Origin of the sequence: Rathayibacter sp. KR2-224 (genome assembly GCF_049446075.1) — a bacterium.
Lineage (GTDB): Bacteria > Actinomycetota > Actinomycetes > Actinomycetales > Microbacteriaceae > Humibacter.
Genome location: NZ_JBMSEB010000006.1, coordinates 3,770 through 5,359, shown reverse-complemented (window position 1 = coordinate 5,359; position 1,590 = coordinate 3,770). Strand labels below are relative to the sequence as shown.

The following is a 1,590-nucleotide window of genomic DNA, read 5'->3' as shown; positions in this document are numbered from 1 at the left end:
TTGCACCTGGGGGATTAGTGGCGAACGGGTGAGTAACACGTGAGCAATCTGCCCCGGACTCTGGGATAAGCGCTGGAAACGGCGTCTAATACTGGATATGACGCGCGAAGGCATCTTCTGCGTGTGGAAAGTTTTTCGGTTCGGGATGAGCTCGCGGCCTATCAGCTTGTTGGTGAGGTAATGGCTCACCAAGGCGACGACGGGTAGCCGGCCTGAGAGGGTGACCGGCCACACTGGGACTGAGACACGGCCCAGACTCCTACGGGAGGCAGCAGTGGGGAATATTGCACAATGGGCGCAAGCCTGATGCAGCAACGCCGCGTGGGGGATGACGGCCTTCGGGTTGTAAACCTCTTTTAGCAGGGAAGAAGCCTTTCGGGGTGACGGTACCTGCAGAAAAAGCACCGGCTAACTACGTGCCAGCAGCCGCGGTAATACGTAGGGTGCGAGCGTTGTCCGGAATTATTGGGCGTAAAGAGCTCGTAGGCGGTTTGTCGCGTCTGCTGTGAAAACCCGAGGCTCAACCTCGGGCCTGCAGTGGGTACGGGCAGACTAGAGTGCGGTAGGGGAGAATGGAACTCCTGGTGTAGCGGTGGAATGCGCAGATATCAGGAAGAACACCGATGGCGAAGGCAGTTCTCTGGGCCGTAACTGACGCTGAGGAGCGAAAGCGTGGGGAGCGAACAGGATTAGATACCCTGGTAGTCCACGCCGTAAACGTTGGGCGCTAGATGTGGGGACCATTCCACGGTTTCCGTGTCGCAGCTAACGCATTAAGCGCCCCGCCTGGGGAGTACGGCCGCAAGGCTAAAACTCAAAGGAATTGACGGGGGCCCGCACAAGCGGCGGAGCATGCGGATTAATTCGATGCAACGCGAAGAACCTTACCAAGGCTTGACATATACCGGTAACGGCTAGAAATGGTCGCCCCGCAAGGTCGGTATACAGGTGGTGCATGGTTGTCGTCAGCTCGTGTCGTGAGATGTTGGGTTAAGTCCCGCAACGAGCGCAACCCTCGTTCTATGTTGCCAGCACGTTATGGTGGGAACTCATAGGAGACTGCCGGGGTCAACTCGGAGGAAGGTGGGGATGACGTCAAATCATCATGCCCCTTATGTCTTGGGCTTCACGCATGCTACAATGGCCGGTACAAAGGGCTGCGATACCGTAAGGTGGAGCGAATCCCAAAAAGCCGGTCTCAGTTCGGATTGAGGTCTGCAACTCGACCTCATGAAGTCGGAGTCGCTAGTAATCGCAGATCAGCAACGCTGCGGTGAATACGTTCCCGGGCCTTGTACACACCGCCCGTCAAGTCATGAAAGTCGGTAACACCCGAAGCCGGTGGCCCAACCCTTGTGGAGGGAGCCGTCGAAGGTGGGATCGGTGATTAGGACTAAGTCGTAACAAGGTAGCCGTACCGGAAGGTGCGGCTGGATCACCTCCTTTCTAAGGAGCATCTGGCACCCGTAGGGGTGTCCAGGCGCCGGATCCGAGACGAATGTTCTCGGCTGGTTAGCTCATGGGTGGAACATTGACGTTGGTTCCGGGTCGACCGGTTCGAAGGTAGTACGGCCTCTTCGGGGGCAAGGA

The 1,590-nt window shown here is 57.5% G+C and carries 1 rRNA gene; it reads left to right on the top strand.

Annotated features, from left to right (window positions below):
• Positions 1 to 1,446, top strand: a 16S ribosomal RNA gene (locus tag ACO2Q7_RS17250); the annotation flags it as partial.
• Positions 1,447 to 1,590: the final 144 nt, after the last annotated feature.